The sequence below is a fragment of the Yaniella soli genome (assembly GCF_054782375.1).
On the sequence record NZ_BAAGSP010000004.1, the window covers coordinates 1 to 16,427 of the forward strand.

Here is a 16,427-nt window from a genome sequence, read left to right on the forward strand (position 1 = left end):
CGCTTTCGTCCAAACGGCTAAGCGAACCGCCGAGTGCGGTCCCGCATGCTCGGTGGTGTGAGAGGTGGGTCGGGAAACCCGACCCACCTACTCGATTTCAAGGGTGGGTGTTTTAGTCGTGCTGGTCGGGATCGTAGTCTTCACGGGCCCCGGCCTCACGAGAGGACTGTTCTAGCACCGTGTAGGCTTCGCGTGCAATCGCAGTCCAGAGCCGGATGGCCAAGTGTGGGGCTGATTTCTCAATCGAACGGATCTTCTGTGCCGATAGGACCAGCACTTCCACGTCATCAATCGCACGAATGGTGGTCAGCTGGCGGCCCGTATAGCTCAACGCAAACTCACCGAACGTGGTGCCCGGTGACAAGTAGACGTGCCGGTACCGGGCGTCGCCGCGGCCTTCTGCTGCGAGTTCGACACGGCCCGACCGGATGAAGTAAATACCACCGAAAGGCTGCCCGACACGGCGGATCACCGTGTCTGCGGTATAACTGCGCAGCTCCATGTACCCGGCCAGCACATCGACATCGCGGTCATCAAGGAACTCGAAGACCGGGGCATTGCCGGGTTCGCGTGGCGTATCGTCCGTCTGCAGAATCTGGCGTGCATACCGCTGGGCCAACCGCAGCTCGGCCCATTCCAAGGCTGCAGAGCGGTTGTCGAAGAGGCGGAACTCACCGGTAATCTCCTCCTCAATGCTTTCGGCATCCCAGGGCAGATCGATGTGACCGGCAGAGGCAGCTTTCGCTTTCTCTCGCGGATCGGGCAGGTCGAGATCCTCGCGAACTTCAATGTAGTCGAGGATATGTTCGACCAGGGTCTCGCCCCAGTCGATGAAGATAATGTCTTTGCCAATGGCTCGCCACTTTGCAGTCAGTGAGGCCAAGATGAGTATGGCGGCGCGCCCAAAATCGTCGACTCCCTGGAAATCAATGATCACCATGGACACGTCGTCTTCCATTTCGACGATGGTGCGTGCCATGGTCTCGGTTTCGGCGAAGCCCAGATCACCGGAGACCTCCAGGATCTGGCAGCGATCCCCGAATTGGGCGGTAATGCGCGATAACTCTGTGGAACGTACGACGCCCAATGAGGCATCGGCCAGCGAGTAGTGCGCGCGAAGCGTGGAGCCACCCAGTGGCGCCGCATCCGCATAGTGGAGGCCAAGATCACGCGTGACGCGACGAATTGCTGCTGCGCCACGGACTGAGTTGCCGTGCCGATCCAGCGGGGCCGAATACACCCCGATGCCCAGTTGCCCTGGCACTACAACCATGATGCCCCCGTCGACACCAGATTTGGCCGGTAGGCCGATGTCGATCATCCAGTTGCCGGCGGCGTCATACATGCCACACGTCATCATCACTGCTAAGACCTGCCGGGTGGTCTCCTCTGAAAAGACTTCGCGCCCGGTGACCGGGTTGACGCCTTTATTGGCGAGCGTGGCGGCCATCATCGACAGATTTTCGGTGGTGACGTCCGTGGAGCATTCCAGGAAATAGTCTTGGACGACGGGCTCTGGATCGGAATCGATGATCTCAAAGGACCGCAACAGCCATGCCAGCGCACGGTTACGGTGGCCGCCAATATTTTCGGCGTGGTAGACGGTCCGGTTGATTTCGAGTTCACCCGGTGAGCCTTCGGAAGCCAGCTCCATGCTTCGAGAAATACGACTCAGACGATCTTTGCCGCCCTTGCCTTTGACTAATCCGACGGTTGCGATGGCACCGGCATTGATCATGGGGTTGTCGGGACGACCGGTATTTTGTTGCAGTGAGATTTCATTGAACGGGTCACCGGAGGGCTCCACATCAACTTTTTTGCCGACTTCGGTGGGACCGAGATCATCGAGTGCCAATCCGTAGGAAAAGACTTTGGCAATCGACTGGATCGCGAACTTATGGGTGGAATCGCCCGATGAGTATTGGTGCCCGTTGACGGTAGTCAACGTGATGCCGACCTTGTTGACGTCCGGGTCGGTTGCGACCTCGGTGACGGGATTGAGATTTCCCGACGTCATCGGACGTAAGTTCTCGAGGAGTTCAGATAGATAACGATGCAACGGTGAGATCATCATGGTCAGCCCTCATCAAAGTCGTCCAACGGTTGTTAGTATCCGGCCTGCACATCGACCAGACCCTCAAATTTATCAGTCGCCACATCGTTCGCTAAATTCGCCAGATTGCGTTCGATCCGGGCATCTAAGAGGGGGATGACCATCTCTGCGGTATCAGCGGTGTGGGGCGTAATGATGCAATTTGGCTCGGCCCACAGGGGGTGGCCATCGGGGAGTGGTTCTGGATCGGTGACGTCGAGACCAGCCGAATGGATCCGACGGTCGGCAAGTGCTGCGACCAGAGCATCCGTATCGATCAGTGTGCCTCGGGCAATATTGACCAACACGGACTGATCTTTCATCAGCTCAAATTGTTCTGGTCCAAACATCTTGGTGGTTTCCGGTGTCGCTGCGGCAGCCACGACGACGACGTCGGCGTTTGGTAATACTTCATCGAGCCGGTCTGAGGTGACCGTACGGTCGGCACCTTGGACCGGGGTGGTGCTGCGACGGACCACGGTGATGTCTGTGTCCCAGACCGAGAAGAGCCGGACGAGTTCTGCCCCGATGCCGCCTCCGCCGACGATGACGACGTTGGCACCGTTGAGGGTTGTACCATACGAGGCGCCCCAGCTGGTGGCACGGATGCGTTCGGGCAAGTGACGCAATAACGCTAGCGTCAGGGCCAGCGCGTGTTCGGCGACAGGTGGCGCGTAGGTTCCCTTGGCGGAAGTGAAGGTCACGTGCGGATATTTTTCGGCGACCGGCAGGAAGGTTTCTACCCCGGCGTAGGGCAGCTGTATCCACGAGATGTGTGGATTGGCTTCCAGGGTCGCTTCGATGATATCCGAGTCGATCATTCGTACGACCATGATGGCGGTGGCGTCACCGTCATCGGGATCCACGATCGAAAACCCGTGGCGTTCGGCCGCGGCCACCGTGGCGAGGTGCGCATCTTCATACGGGGTGTTATCCCGATCGGCTTGTACCGGCAAAATCACGATCTTTTGAGTCATATCCCTATGCTCACATGGAATGAAAGAAAAACAACAGAGGCGAAGGATCATCGGCCGGTCGAAAACATAAAATTGTCGGCTATTTCACGTCTTCAGCAGCACGATGTTCGGTGGCGAGTCGTACGTAGACCTCCGCGTTGGAACGCAGTCCGGCAACCTGGTCTTCGGTGAGCTCACGACGAATTTTTGCCGGCACCCCGGCCACCATGGATCCCGGTGGGATCTCCATGCCTTCTGGCACCATCGAGTTTGCCGCAACCAATGAGCCGGCGCCTACCTTCGCGCCGTTCAACACGGTGGCATTCATGCCGATCAGCGCACCGTCACCAACCGTTGCACCGTGGACGATCGCGCAATGGCCTAGTGAGACGTCTTCGCCAATGGTGCAGGGGTAACCCTCATCGGCGTGGAGGACCACGTTGTCCTGCAGATTCGAGCGGGCGCCGACGGTTATCGGTGCCGAGTCGCCCCGGGCGGAGGCACCATAGAATGCCGAGGAATGTTCGGCCATGGTGACCTCACCGGTGAGAGCAGCGGACTCGGCGAGGAATACAGTGTCATGGATCTGGGGTGTTTTGCCCAAAACTTTTTTGATAATTGCCATACCGTTACCATAGAACCGCTCGTGGAAGGTGTCACTATCTCGTGTCCCACCTCTGCTGCAGACTATTCGAAGATGACGGTTCGATCGCCATCCATGAGCACCCGGTGTTCGGTGTGCCACTGCACTGCTTGGACCAGGGTGGCGCCTTCGACGGCGCGCCCGCGCTGGACGAAATCTTGGGCGGTCAGCGCATGGTTGACGCGTTGGACGCGCTGTTCGATGATCGGTCCCTCATCCAGATCGGCGGTCACGTAGTGGGCGGTTGCGCCGATGAGTTTCACACCCCGATCGTGGGCCTGGTGGTACGGGCGAGCACCCTTGAACGAAGGTAAGAACGAGTGATGAATATTGATAGCCTTGCCATCGAGTTTCCTCGTGAGGTCATCCGAAAGGATCTGCATGTAGCGGGCGAGTACGACCAGTTCGATGTCGAATTCATCGACCAGTTCCATCAGTCGCGCTTCGGCCTCGGCTTTGTTCGTGGTGCCGTCGGCTTTTTTGATCGACGGGATATGGACGAATGGCACGTCGTAGAAGTAGGCCATCGGCTGGAGGTCAAGGTGGTTGGACACGATGACGGGCACATCGACCGGCAGCGTCCCGGCATGCTGCTGAAATAACAACTCATTCATGGTGCGACCGTCTTTGGACGCCATGATGAGCGTGCGCGTTTTGACGGCGGCATCATACACTCGGGCGTCCATGCCAAATTCCGCCACGACCGAGGCGATTGCGTCCTCGGTGTCTTGGACCGTTGCTTCGGTGGAGAACTGGACGCGCATAAAGAATGTCCCGCTATTGGGGGAGTCGAACTGTTGTGATTCGGAGATATCTGCACCGACGTTCAACAGTGCTCCGGTAATCGCGTGGACAATGCCGGGTTGGTTGGGGCATGACAGGGTGACGATGAGGCTCTTGGTGCCGGTGGCCATGATGCGTGCAGTTCCTTTATCCGACGGAAAGATCTGTGGCTATGGTAGCAGTTACTTTAAACACTACAGGCTCCGAACCCGGAGGTTCGGAGCCTGTGATGTCACGCTAGTGAACTAGCACGGTGCGCTGGGTTTAGCGATCTTCGTCGAGTGGGTCGCCGCCTGGCTGCTGGTCTCCCAAGACGACGCCGGCGCGTACTCTGTCTTCGATGCGCTGGCCGATGGTTTCATCGACGTTCTTCCAGTACTGGATGGCATTGGACAAGACAGGCTCGATGACGGTTTCGAGTGAACCGGACACGGTTTCCACGAGGCCGTCGCGTTCTTCCTGACTGAAGACTTCGTTGACCAGGATGTTTGGCTGGATGAAGTCGCTGTCGTCCTCGCGCAGAGTCTGTGCGGTGCGCACGAGCTCGCCGTCGGATTCCCAGGACACATCGACTGGGCCTTCTTCATCTGACCAGGAGTCACCAAATGAGTTCGGGACGTATGGGCGGCGAGCACCGGAGTGCTCGAACCACATGTTGCCCTCGAAGTTGTAGGTGTGGACTTCGTTGATCGGACGGTTGACTGGCAACTGTTGGAAGTTGGTGCCGATGCGGTAGCGCTGGGCATCCGCGTAGGAGAAGTTACGGGCAAGCAGCATCCGGTCTGGTGACATGCCCATGCCTGGCACCATGTTTCCTGGGGAGAATGCGGCCTGCTCGATCTGAGCAAAGAAGTTCTCTGGGTTGCGGTTCAGCTCCATGGTGCCGACCTTGATCCGTGGGTAGTCCTTCTTCGACCAGGTCTTGGTCAGGTCGAATGGGTTGTACCGGTAGGTCTTGGCATCTTCATATGGCATGACCTGGATCCACAGATCCCACGATGGGTTGTCGCCACGAGCGATTGCATCGTAGAGGTCACGGCGGTGGTACTCGGCGTCGGAACCGGCCAATGCTTCGGCTTCCTCATTCGACAGGTGCTCCATGCCCTGGTTGGTCAGGAAGTGGTACTGGACCCAGAACCGCTCGCCTTCGGCGTTGACCCACATGTAGGTGTGGGAGCTGTAGCCGTTCATGTTGCGCCATGTTTTTGGTAGTCCGCGAGGGCCCATCAGGTAGGTAACCTGGTGCGCGGTTTCTGGGTTTTGTGACCAGAAGTCCCACTGCATGGTGTTGTCGCGCAGACCGTTTTCTGGCAGGCGCTTCTGTGAGCGAATAAAGTGTGCGAATTTCATTGGGTCGCGCACGAAGAAGATCGGGGTGTTGTTGCCGACCAGGTCGAAGTTGCCCTCTTCGGTGTAGAACTTCAGTGCGAAACCACGCACGTCACGCCACGTATCTGGTGAACCCAGTTCACCGGCGACGGTGGAGAAGCGAGCGAGCATTTCGGTTTCTACGCCAGGCTGGAACATTGCGGCCTTGGTGTACTGGGATACGTCTTCGGTCACGGTGAATTTACCGAATGCACCGGCGCCCTTGGCGTGTGGACGACGCTCTGGGACGTTCATGCGGTTGAAGTGCTGCATGGTCTCGAGCAAGTGGTGGTCGTGCAACACAATCGGGCCGTCAGCACCAACGGTTAGCGAGTTGCGGTCGCTCACTGCTGGGATGCCGGCCTGTGTGGTTGACCCGGTAGCGTGAGGAGTCTTCTTCTCAGCCATTACTTCGTCTCCTTAAGACAGGGGGTGAGGGGCGAACTATTGAACAAATCTACAGTTTAGGCTGACACTTCTGATTCACCAACGACACCTTGGTCAACGTCGGCTAAACATTGGGTGCACGTTCCGTGATACACCACATCAGCGACGTCGATGACCATGCCGTGGGTATTGGCTGGCGTCATGCACGGTGCGCTGCCATGTTGGCACGGGACATCTTCGATGCGTCCGCATATGCGGCAGTGGACGTGATGATGATTATCGGGCCGTTCGATTTCGAAGCGTGCCGCGGTGGCACCAAACTCCAATTTTCGAATCAGTCCGACATCAACCAGCGATTGGACAACCGTGTAGATCGATTGGATGGTGATCGCAGGTAAGGTCAGGCGAACCTGGTTCAACAGTTCGTCAGCGGTAACATGTGGGGACTCTTCAAGAGTTTCCAATGTTGTGACGCGTTGACGGGTAGACCGCAAACCGGTTGCCCGGATACGCGACGGCCAATCGTTGTTCTGGCCAGTGTTGGTCACCTATACCTCCTTCGTCGATCCACCTTCCATTATGCCATTTCTTATGAGTAATTCAAAAGTAGTCAGTGTGTTTGATAGCAGCCGTGGCTGCGCGTCGCCCTGCTCGGGTCGCGCCGATGGTGGAAGCTGATGCCCCATAGCCAACTAAATACAGGCCCGGGTTGGCCGGCACGGTGACGCCGTCCTGCTCGACTTTGACACCACCGGCTGCGCTGCGGATATCCAACGGCTCGAGGTGGTCTAAACTGTGCCGAAAACCGGTGCCCCACAAGATCGAGTCGATCGGGGTGACCCACTGGTGGTCGATGTCGGTCCCGTGGCCCGGCAGTTTCTCGGTGTTGCGATGCAACCGAGCCACCGCGGGATCGCCCTTGCGAAGCAAATCGTCGACGGCGCGGCCTTGTGAGTTCACCGTGGCACCGTCGGGTCCGGCCCCGTTGATGACGACTTCGTGTTGTCCAAAAGAGTCGATGAAGCCCCGGAAGACCAGCGTGCCACGGTTGATGTAGGACAGACTTTCAGTGTTGAGTGCGAGCCCGGTATTGGCGACGACCGAACGTGGCGCTTGGCCAGCCGTGACCTGGGTCGTGACGCGCTGTTCAACTTTGCGGCCCCACTGTGGGTCGAAGTGTTCGGCGTTCCAGCGGGGCAGGGAGCGTGAGACCCAGATTGTATGGTCGGTGACATCTGCCAGCATCATCAAAAATTGCGTCGATGACGCTCCGCCGCCGACCACTAGCACCCGTTGATCGCGGAAGTCTTCGACATCGCGAAAGGTTTTGGTATGCCATTGCGGGCCCTTGAAGTGTTCGAGTCCGGGATAGTACGCAATGTTTGGTGTCTCCCAGGTCCCGGTAGCATTGATGATCGCCGAGGCTGTGAAATCACCTGCGCCGGTGGACAGGTAGAAGACGTCGTTGTGGATTTGGGTAACGGCTTGAACCTTCGCCGGGCGAATGACCGCCAACTCGAGATGGTCTTCATAGGCGCCGTAATACTCCGAGACCACTTCGGATGCCGGCCGCCAGGTGTCCGGGTTTTCGAGTGGAAAGCCAGGCAGATCGTGGACACCATGCGCGCGTCCCAGCGTGAGTGCCTGCCAACGATGCCGCCACGCACCACCGGGCCCCTCGTTGCCGTCCAGCACCGCAAAATCTTGGCCGGGAACCAAACCGCGTCGATGCAGGGTACCGGCGGCCGATAACCCCGCCTGTCCGGCGCCAATGATGAGGATGCTGAAATGTTGAACCGATGCGGTCCTATCGGTGGCTTCGACTCGTGTCATGGTTCCAGGCTAATGCAGCGATCAGTACAGCGCTGTGGTGCGCGACAACTACACCACGGTGTCAGGTGGTTCTTTCTGTAGGGTGAGTGGCATGTACAAGACACCATCGGGAACTGGTCTGGCGGAGCTGCTCATGCACGGCCCACGGGGGCGACGCTTGCTGCTCGAATTTGCGGTCGCCTCCGAACGTCTCCACGACAACGGGCACCATGACGATTCGTTCAGTGCGGCCGTCTTTTGGGCTTCCTATCAACTTGACCCGAACAAGGGTACCTCGGTGAGCTTATATGGCGATGCTAATGCGGAGATCGCAAACGTCACCGCGGCACAGGTCGCGGACCGCTTGGCCGCCGTGGTGCTGGCCGAGGTGACCCCAGCGCTGCTGCGCGATGCGCTCTTTATGGCTGTGGGCTCGGCTCGGTACTGGCAAGAGCCCGATGGCCGCGATGTGCTCGCTGCAACCGACCAGCTGCGGGCGGCTCTGTCGCGGGTTGCTCATCATGTTGCTATCTCGCAGCACACCGGGTGGTGGACTGAACCGGTGACGAAACATGCTCAATGGGCCGTTGGATGGCATGGCGCGCCTGCCGTCTCATATACCTGATCCGATGGCGGTACTTGGTGCGGCACGGGACCAAGTCATCGACGAAGAAGTCGTCGCGCGTCGTGACAGGCCCCTCGACCCGACCGCGAACTTCAGTGGTCACTGGTGGTCACGCCCGCCCGGAGAGCTTGCCTCATCCGCGGGCGAACTCTTCGATGGCAGCCCGGTGAAGCTGTGGTTCGTGGAAGATTCCCTAGGCTGGGAGCGAGCCACAGGCCAGCGACTCACAGTGCCTGAGACACCGCAGATTTATGAGATCGACAGCGAACAGGCCTGGGCGGGATTATGTGCTAGGTTCCCGCCCGATGTCACGGCACAGAAGCGTCACGACTGGTATCGCGCCACCGGCCGCCGCGGTAAGTGGTTCATGCCGGATTGGGCCGAAGTCGCCAAATACTATGACGCTGTACATTTGCAGACTCGTGCCTAATCTTTGTGCCGCCGGGACCGCGATCTGGGTTGACAATCACACGGCGAGCGTGATCGCTGGATGGGACCCCGATGTGACGTACTGGTTTGCCCCACATGTCAGCTACCTCGATGAACCCGTGACATGGGTACTTGATGTCCACGAAGATCATCCCGAGTGGCTCAGCGTCGCGAGGAAGGCTGATGGTGGCACGTAGCGTTCGTGGTGGAACGACAACTGCACGCCGTAAGCATATTCGCCCATTATGATGAGTGGAGTCGAAGCAGAATTTTTTTGGACCAGGAGAGCGATGTCTGAACTATCGAAAGTCAATAATGCCCCGTTGGCAGAAGTTGACCCAGAAATTGCCGAAGTATTGGGGCTTGAGCTTGGCCGCCAACGCGGCACCTTAGAAATGATTGCCTCGGAAAACTTTGTTCCGCGCGCCATTTTGGAAACCCAAGGTTCGGTACTGACCAATAAATATGCCGAAGGCTACCCTGGTCGTCGCTACTACGGCGGTTGTGAACACGTAGACGTCGCGGAAAACCTGGCCATTGAACGCGCCAAGACCCTGTTTGGTGCTGAGTTCGCCAACGTGCAACCACACGCCGGCGCCCAGGCCAACGTAGCGGTGATGGAAGCACTCATGGAACCCGGTGACACACTCATGGGGCTGTCCCTGGACCACGGTGGCCACCTGACCCACGGGATGCCGCTGAATTTCTCTGGTCGCCGCCACAAGATCGTGGCCTACGAAGTCGACCGCGAGACCTTCCGCATTGACATGGATAAGGTCCGTGAACAAGCGCTCGCGGAACGTCCCGATGTGATTGTTGCCGGCTGGTCGGCCTACCCACGTCAGCTCGACTTCGAGGCCTTTGCTTCGATCGCACAAGAGGTCGGCGCTAAACTCTGGGTCGATATGGCGCACTTCGCTGGGCTGGTCGCAGCAGGATTGCACGCGAACCCAGTGCCACACGCCGATGTTGTCTCCTCTACCGTGCACAAGACGCTGGCCGGACCACGTTCCGGGTTCATTCTGGCCAAGGAAAGCTACGGTAAGAAGCTCAACTCGCGTGTCTTCCCAGGCCAGCAGGGTGGTCCACTCATGCACGCGATCGCAGGCAAAGCCGTCGCCTTCAAGATCGCCGCATCTGAAGAATTCAAACGTCGTCAGCAACGCACACTCGAAGGTGCCCAGATTCTGGCGGAACGCCTCATGGGCTCCGACGTGGCCGAGCATGGCGTCACCGTGCTCTCGGGTGGTACCGATGTTCACCTGGTTCTGGTCGATCTACGTAACTCGGAGTTGGACGGCAAACAGGGCGAAAACATTCTCGACGAAGTCGGGATCACCGTGAACCGCAACTCGGTGCCGTGGGATCCACGCCCTCCCATGACGACATCTGGTCTGCGCATTGGCACCCCGGCGCTGGCGACGCGCGGTTTCGGCACGAAAGAGTTCACCGAAGTCGCCGACATCATCGCCCAGGCATTGAAGCCAAACCCAGATGTGGACGCATTGCGCGCTCGCACCGAGAAGCTCGCCGATGACTTCCCACTGTATGAAGGTTACGAAAACTGGTAACACACCGGCTGGATACCGACTACTGACAGCGTCCGGGCTCATCATTACACTAAATGCAGGGCCCGGACGCGGGTTGATCGCTGAACGTCGAAACGAATAGACAAAGGACGGTTGAACCACATGACTGCGCTGAAACTTGACGGCCGCGCCACCGCGGCTCATATGAAAGAAGACCTTGCCGAGCGAGTCTCCAAGCTCAAAGAACAAGGGATCACACCCGGCCTCGGCACCGTACTCGTCGGCACAGATGCGGGTTCGCAATCCTATGTCGGTGCAAAAATCCGTGACATGGAAGAAATTGGCATCACCTCGCTGCACCGCGAACTGCCAGAAACCGCGACCCAGGACGAGATTCTGGACGTCATCGATGAGCTCAACAATAACCCGGAGTGCACCGGCTACATCGTCCAGTTGCCCCTGCCGGATCACGTCGATACCGATACGGTGTTGGAAGCCATCGACCCTGCAAAAGATGCTGACGGACTCCACCCGTTGAATCTGGGGCGCTTGGTCGCCTCCGCCGGCGGCGAGGTCACCTGGCCGCTACCGTGCACGCCGAAGGGTTGCCTCACACTGCTGCGTCATCACGACATCGACGTCAAAGGCAAAACCGTGTTGATTATCGGTCGCGGTATTACCATCGGACGTCCAGCATCACTGCTGTTCACCCGCCGTGATGTCAACGCCACCGTCATTTCCGCCCACACCGGTACGACCAATATGAACGACCTGATCGGCCAGGCGGACATCATTATTGCCGCGGCAGGCAACCCACGTATGGTCACCAAAGACCTCGTCAAAGACGGCGTCGTCATCCTTGACGTGGGTGTTTCGCGCGAAGAAGGCGACGACGGCAAAACACGTATCGTCGGCGATGTCGCCAAAGACGTCGCCGACGTGGCTTCTGCCATGTCGCCAAATCCCGGCGGCGTCGGTCCGATGACGCGTGTGGAACTCGTGGCAAACGTGGTGGAAATCGCAGAACAGCAGGCAACAGACGCCTAACGTCGACCGCTACGACGGCGCAGCCTCATCATCCCTCGTCCACTGGCTCCACCGGTCGGGGGATGATGGTGTTAGCGCACGGGATAATGTGTGCGACCAATTGGGAACTGAACCCAGAAATACGAGATACTAGAAGCTATGCAGTCCATCGAATCTTCAACACGTCGCCGCGGCCTTCGTCTCACAAACGTCGTGCTCCTCGTCGTCGTCATTGCCTTTATTGTTGCCGTCATTTTCGCGGCCAACCAAAACGACATCGTCGGGTGGATGGTCGTGGTCATCTCCGGTGGCTGGTTGATCCTATCGACCGTCTCGTTGTTTATGGTGCGTCGCGGTGCCCGTGCCGTGCACAAAACCGCCCAAAATCTCGGTTCTAATCTGGCCGCATCGTCTGCAGGCGGCAACGTCGTGGATGCTACTGATCCAATGCGCGACACCAAGGTCGACCACTCACTGAAAATTGTTGAAGTGCAAAAACGTGTTGTGACCGAAGAGCTCGCCAAGGGTGATGACGCTGATATGGCCATGATCGACCGAGCCCTGGATACCATCGAAATGACCGCTTCGAATGCTCGGGACATGCTCAACCCCGATCGCGGCAAGTCGTCGAAATCGGATCCAAACAACGGCCCAGGTACCATTACCGGCGACGTCATCAACTAGAAAGAATTATGCATACCAACGCTGCTGACCCCAAGGCTGACAACACTCTTCGCGTCGCGACGGTCAATGTGAACGGCATTCGTGCCGCACATCGTCGTGACATGGCATCGTGGTTTGCCAACCGCGACATCGACATCATCACCCTCCAAGAAGTGCGTGCACCCCAGGACATTCTGGACAAACTGCTCACCGAGATCGTGGGGGACGCGTGGGAAACCGTCTACATTCATGCTCATGAAGCCGAAGCAAAAGGCCGTGCAGGCGTCGCCATCGCATCGAGGTTGAAACCCCTTGAGACCCGCACCGGCCTTGCCGATGGACTCAACGATTCGGGTCGCTGGGTGGAAGCCGATTTCAATGCCCCCGACGGGTCGGTTGTCACGGTTGCCAGCGTGTATGTGCACTCCGGTGAAGTCGATACCCCGAGGCAAGATGACAAATTCGAATTCTTGGACGCCATGGTCGAGTACTTACCGACCATGAAATCGCGTCAGAATCTGTCAGTTATCACCGGTGACCTCAATGTGGGTCACACCGAACTGGACATTAAAAACTGGAAGGGCAACGTCAAAAACTCTGGCTTTTTGCCGGAAGAACGTGCCTACTTTGACACATTCTTCTCACCAGAGAAACTGGGCTGGGTTGATGTGGGCCGTCGTGTTGCAGGCGAAGTTCCCGGGCCCTACACCTGGTGGTCCTACCGTGGCAAAGCGTTCGATAACGATGCCGGTTGGCGCATCGACTATCAGGCCGCCACACCACAATTGGCTGACAAAGTCACCAAAGCCGTGGTGGACCGTGCGCCATCATACGATACCCGCTTCTCCGATCACTCACCACTCGTGGTGGACTACCAGTTCTAGAAAGGTCCATTCGTGTCCACTAGCCAGCCAACACCGGCCGATATTCTGGCCACCGATCTTTCCAAAACCGCACACCTGACCTCAGCCGCTGCACATCCGCGCGTGCTGTCGGGTATGCAGCCGTCCGCAGATTCTTTGCACCTGGGCAATTATCTTGGGGCCCTGGTCAACTGGGTGAAAGTCCAAGAAGACTTCGAAGCGTACTACTTCATCCCGGACTTGCATGCCATAACCGTGGCGCAGGATCCCGCGGATCTGACCAAACGCACTCGCGTGGCGGCAGCCCAATACATTGCTGCCGGCATTGATCCAGAACGTTCCACCTTGTTTGTGCAGTCACATATTCCCGAACATACGCAGCTCACGTGGATTTTGACCTGTCTCACCGGGATGGGCGAAGCCGCACGTATGACGCAGTTCAAAGATAAATCGGCACGGGAAGGCACCGACGCGACCGGCGTTGGCTTGTTCACCTATCCGATGCTGATGGCTGCCGACATCCTGCTCTACCAGCCACACGGTGTTCCCGTGGGAGACGACCAGCGCCAGCACATCGAACTGACCCGTACCCTGGCACAGCGCTTTAACCATCGCTACGGTGAAACGTTCGTCGTGCCGGTTGGCTTCTACCCCGAAACAGGTGCGCGCATTTATGATCTGCAAGAGCCGACATCGAAAATGTCCAAATCTGCCGTGTCGCCAAACGGGCTGATCAACATTTTGGACGAACCGAAAGTCACCGCAAAACGCATTAAATCTGCGGTCACCGATGCCGGTACTGAGGTTTCGTATGACCGGGAAAACAAACCGGGTGTCTCGAACCTGCTGGACATTTACGCCTCCGTCACCGACCGGAGCGTTGAACAACTTGTGGCGGACTACGAGGGCAAAATGTATGGACACCTCAAAGTTGACTTAGCTGAAGCCGTGACACAACGACTCGAACCGGTCCGCACCCGAGCTCTGGAACTCTTGGATGACCCGGCAGAACTAGACCGAATCCTGGCGTTAGGCGCAGAAAAGGCGCGCAGCGTCGCCGCGCCCGTATTGGATGAGGTGTATCAAAAGACCGGCTTTCTGCCTGTTGGTCGGTAGACCACCGCTTCGACTCACCCCAGCGGCCTAGGGGAATTTCAGTCTCGCAGTGGAAGTATTCAACCACTGGTTTTGGCACACTGGATAGCAGCTGAAAAAACTGCGACCCAAGGAGTGCTATGACTGCGACCCCCGCTCAAAGCCCACCACTATTAGAGACCGAAAACCTTGCTAGAGTCTTTGGCACCGGTGAGAACAAAGTGCCTGCCCTCAAGGGACTGACCTTCGAGATTCAGCAAGGCGAATCCGTTGCCATCATCGGTAAATCCGGATCCGGAAAATCCACGTTGATGCACCTGTTGGCGCTGTTGGACCAGCCCAGTTCTGGCGTCGTGGCGATGCGAGGCAAAGTGGTCTCCGACCTGAAACCGAAAGAAATCGCCGAAGTACGAAACACCACCTTTGGCTTCGTGTTCCAACAGTTCTACCTCAACTCGCAAGAAACCGTGTTAGAAAACGTGACCTTGCCATTAAAAATCGCCAAAGTGGCCAAAGCTGAACGACAGCGTCTGGGCACCGAGATTCTTGAAATGTTGGAAATGGGTGACAAACTCAAATCAAAAGCCGGGAAACTTTCCGGCGGTCAACAACAGCGCGTCTCGATTGGCCGTGCGCTGATCAACAGCCCCGAAATTCTCTTTGCAGATGAGCCCACCGGAAATCTGGATTCCGAAACGTCCGCCGTGGTGGAAAACCTCCTGTTCGGTCTCAACGAGGAAGGCCAAACGCTGATCGTCGTCACACACGATGAAGATCTGGCGGCAAAATGCGATCGACAAATTCGCATTCAAGACGGCGAAATCCTGGAAGACACGGTGGGTAACGCATGAAGACGCTCGACATTTTCAAAACAGCCTTAGCGAACACGCTGCGGACCAAACTTCGCACGTTCCTGACCGTGACCGCCGTCGTAGTCGGCGCGTTTACGCTGACACTGACATCCGGCATTGGTGCCGGCATCAACAAATATATCGACGCACAAGTCGATGCGATGGGCGATACCAACCAGGTGTACGTCATGCCTGCACAAACCATGGACGCTTCCATGAGCTTTGCCGGGAGTGAGCCACAAGAATACGATCCCGATGCCGAAGGCTCCACTTCTGAATTCGGGATGCCAGCATTAGACGAAGACGATATCGACGAGTTGGAACAGCTCGACAACGTTGAGCTGGTTGACCCGATGGTCTTCGTCAACGTCGAGTACCTCGAAATGTCAGATGGCACCCAGTACGCGCTCTCCTCACCCGGACTTCCATTCGAACTGTCCATGCTCGAATACGCGGCAGGCGAAGCCCCGTCAACATCCAATGACGCCCACGAAATCGTCGTCCCAACCTCCTGGCTTAGTACATTTGACATCGATGACACTGAAAACGCCGATCAAGCCATCGGCGAGACGGTCACCGTTGGCGTACAAGACCTGGAAGGCAACACCGAAACGGTCGAAGCCGAAGTCGTCGGCGTCTCCGAAGAGACCATTACAGGTTCTGGTGCGCAGCCGATTCCTTCACACGGACTCAACCAGGAAATCGCCGAAATCAATAACACCGCCGACGACACCACCCTGGACTACAGCTATATGCAAGCCGTGCTTACCGTAGACAACCTCGCCGAAAACGAGGACCAGATCAAAGCGGACCTAGCCGAGATTGATATGGTCGGTCAAACCGTTGAAGACCAAATGGGTATGATCAGCGGCATCATCGATGCGATTACGTGGGTATTCAACGGATTCGCACTCATCGCGTTACTTGCCGCAAGCTTCGGTATCGTCAACACACTGCTCATTTCGGTCCAAGAACGTACCCGCCAAATTGGACTCTATAAAGCCTTGGGGATGACCAACGGCAAAGTGTTCACGCTGTTTTCAACCGAAGCCATCGTGATCGGGCTGATGGGTTCAATCATCGGGATCGGCTTGGGCTCGGTCCTCGGGGTGATCGGTAACTCCGTGTTGATCAACGGACCGCTGGACTCGGTGCCGGGGCTCGCACTGTTTGCCATTGAACCGGTGTCGCTGCTCGTCATCGCTGTGGTTATCATCTTGATCGCGTTTCTCGCGGGCACGTTGCCTGCTCGCAGAGCCGCGACGAAAGACCCGATTGAAGCACTACGCCATGACTAAAGGACGG

At 57.6% G+C, this 16,427-nt stretch carries 17 protein-coding genes; 10 read left to right on the forward strand and 7 right to left on the reverse strand.

What is annotated here, in order from left to right; translation table 11 throughout:
- Positions 1 to 112 precede the first annotated feature (112 nt).
- From glsA to ACYVJT_RS02870, 7 genes are all read right to left on the reverse strand, one after another.
- Positions 113 to 2,074, reverse strand: a complete 1,962-nt coding sequence (glsA, locus tag ACYVJT_RS02840) for a glutaminase A (RefSeq protein WP_343955696.1) — start codon at positions 2,072 to 2,074, stop codon at positions 113 to 115.
- 32 nt (positions 2,075 to 2,106) lie between these two features.
- Positions 2,107 to 3,069 carry an NAD(P)-dependent oxidoreductase gene (locus ACYVJT_RS02845; protein ID WP_343955695.1) on the reverse strand — a complete coding sequence of 321 codons (963 nt, stop codon included), beginning with the start codon at positions 3,067 to 3,069 and terminating at the stop codon, positions 2,107 to 2,109.
- A gap of 79 nt (positions 3,070 to 3,148) precedes the next feature.
- Positions 3,149 to 3,673 carry a gamma carbonic anhydrase family protein gene (locus tag ACYVJT_RS02850; protein WP_343955694.1) on the reverse strand — a complete coding sequence of 175 codons (525 nt, stop codon included), beginning with the start codon at positions 3,671 to 3,673 and terminating at the stop codon, positions 3,149 to 3,151.
- 62 nt (positions 3,674 to 3,735) lie between these two features.
- Positions 3,736 to 4,605: a formyltetrahydrofolate deformylase gene (purU, locus tag ACYVJT_RS02855; RefSeq protein ID WP_343955693.1), complete on the reverse strand. Its 870-nt coding sequence runs from the start codon at positions 4,603 to 4,605 to the stop codon at positions 3,736 to 3,738.
- Between the two features lie 133 nt (positions 4,606 to 4,738).
- Positions 4,739 to 6,250 (reverse strand): catalase, encoded by a 1,512-nt coding sequence (locus ACYVJT_RS02860; RefSeq protein ID WP_343955692.1) that lies wholly within the window; start codon positions 6,248 to 6,250, stop codon positions 4,739 to 4,741.
- Positions 6,251 to 6,306: 56 nt separating this feature from the next.
- Positions 6,307 to 6,777: a Fur family transcriptional regulator gene (locus ACYVJT_RS02865; protein ID WP_343955691.1), complete on the reverse strand. Its 471-nt coding sequence runs from the start codon at positions 6,775 to 6,777 to the stop codon at positions 6,307 to 6,309.
- 52 nt (positions 6,778 to 6,829) lie between these two features.
- Positions 6,830 to 8,062, reverse strand: a complete 1,233-nt coding sequence (locus ACYVJT_RS02870; protein WP_343955690.1) for an NAD(P)-binding domain-containing protein — start codon at positions 8,060 to 8,062, stop codon at positions 6,830 to 6,832.
- 91 nt (positions 8,063 to 8,153) lie between these two features.
- Between ACYVJT_RS02870 and ACYVJT_RS02875 the strand changes: the two genes are divergently transcribed.
- The 10 genes from ACYVJT_RS02875 to ACYVJT_RS02920 all read left to right on the forward strand — a co-directional run bounded on the left by ACYVJT_RS02875 (position 8,154) and on the right by ACYVJT_RS02920 (position 16,420).
- Positions 8,154 to 8,666 (forward strand): hypothetical protein, encoded by a 513-nt coding sequence (locus ACYVJT_RS02875; RefSeq protein WP_343955689.1) that lies wholly within the window; start codon positions 8,154 to 8,156, stop codon positions 8,664 to 8,666.
- 4 nt (positions 8,667 to 8,670) lie between these two features.
- Positions 8,671 to 9,096 (forward strand): hypothetical protein, encoded by a 426-nt coding sequence (locus tag ACYVJT_RS02880; RefSeq protein ID WP_343955688.1) that lies wholly within the window; start codon positions 8,671 to 8,673, stop codon positions 9,094 to 9,096.
- A complete protein-coding gene (locus tag ACYVJT_RS02885) occupies positions 9,089 to 9,292 on the forward strand; it encodes a hypothetical protein (protein ID WP_343955687.1) in 204 nt (67 codons plus the stop codon). Before ACYVJT_RS02880 ends, ACYVJT_RS02885 begins: the two co-directional genes overlap by 8 nt.
- 93 nt (positions 9,293 to 9,385) lie before the next feature.
- Positions 9,386 to 10,666: a serine hydroxymethyltransferase gene (glyA, locus tag ACYVJT_RS02890; RefSeq protein WP_343955686.1), complete on the forward strand. Its 1,281-nt coding sequence runs from the start codon at positions 9,386 to 9,388 to the stop codon at positions 10,664 to 10,666.
- 120 nt (positions 10,667 to 10,786) lie between these two features.
- Entirely contained in the window at positions 10,787 to 11,671 is an 885-nt protein-coding gene (locus ACYVJT_RS02895; RefSeq protein WP_343955685.1) for a bifunctional methylenetetrahydrofolate dehydrogenase/methenyltetrahydrofolate cyclohydrolase, read from the forward strand.
- Between the two features lie 138 nt (positions 11,672 to 11,809).
- Complete coding sequence (locus tag ACYVJT_RS02900) at positions 11,810 to 12,334, forward strand: hypothetical protein (protein ID WP_343955684.1); 525 nt, start codon at positions 11,810 to 11,812, stop codon at positions 12,332 to 12,334.
- A gap of 8 nt (positions 12,335 to 12,342) precedes the next feature.
- Complete coding sequence (locus ACYVJT_RS02905) at positions 12,343 to 13,197, forward strand: exodeoxyribonuclease III (protein WP_343955683.1); 855 nt, start codon at positions 12,343 to 12,345, stop codon at positions 13,195 to 13,197.
- 12 nt (positions 13,198 to 13,209) lie between these two features.
- A complete protein-coding gene (gene trpS / locus ACYVJT_RS02910; RefSeq protein WP_425579833.1) occupies positions 13,210 to 14,292 on the forward strand; it encodes a tryptophan--tRNA ligase in 1,083 nt (360 codons plus the stop codon).
- Positions 14,293 to 14,411: 119 nt separating this feature from the next.
- Positions 14,412 to 15,122 (forward strand): ABC transporter ATP-binding protein, encoded by a 711-nt coding sequence (locus ACYVJT_RS02915; protein WP_343955681.1) that lies wholly within the window; start codon positions 14,412 to 14,414, stop codon positions 15,120 to 15,122.
- Positions 15,119 to 16,420 (forward strand): ABC transporter permease, encoded by a 1,302-nt coding sequence (locus ACYVJT_RS02920; protein ID WP_343955679.1) that lies wholly within the window; start codon positions 15,119 to 15,121, stop codon positions 16,418 to 16,420. Before ACYVJT_RS02915 ends, ACYVJT_RS02920 begins: the two co-directional genes overlap by 4 nt.
- The last annotated feature ends 7 nt before the right edge of the window (positions 16,421 to 16,427 follow it).